1 protein-coding gene is annotated in these 508 nt (G+C 48.2%); it reads left to right on the top strand.

All coding sequences use genetic code 11. From position 1 onward, the window contains the following. Window positions 1-508: ABC transporter permease (locus tag BCT81_RS03780; protein WP_133152531.1), on the top strand; the 508-nt coding region annotated here is incomplete at both ends.

Below are 508 nucleotides of genomic sequence, written 5' to 3'. Positions count from 1 at the left end.
CCTCAATACCCATTACTGTTCGTGGTAGCAGCCTTTATCGGTGAGGCAGGGCCACTCACAATAACCTTGGTTATCGGCTTTATGTCCTGGGCTTGGGGCGCCCGTGTTGTTCGTTCCCAAACCCTAGCACTGCGTGAAAAAGAGTTTGTTAAAGCAGCAGAAGTACTTGGTGAATCTCCAATTCGCATCATCTTCGTTGAGATTCTGCCAAACCTTATCTCTATCGTAGGTGCAAGCTTCATCGGCTCAGTAATGTACGCAATCATGATGGAAGCAACGATATCGTTCCTAGGTCTTGGTGACCCGAACACAATCAGCTGGGGCATCATGCTTTACAACGTTCAAACCTCTTCATCAATGCTGATTGGCGCTTGGTGGGAACTGTTGGCTCCTTGTATCGCACTGACAATGCTAGTAACAGGCCTTGCTCTGCTTAACTTCGCTGTCGATGAGATTGCTAACCCGCAACTGCGTTCTCACAAAGGTATGAAGCGTTGGAAGAAGCTTG

Source organism: Vibrio sp. 10N.261.52.A1, from assembly GCF_002876325.1.
Taxonomy (GTDB): domain Bacteria; phylum Pseudomonadota; class Gammaproteobacteria; order Enterobacterales; family Vibrionaceae; genus Vibrio; species Vibrio chagasii.
Note: the sequence above shows the minus strand (reverse complement) of the source record. Positions and strands in the feature narration are given on the sequence as shown.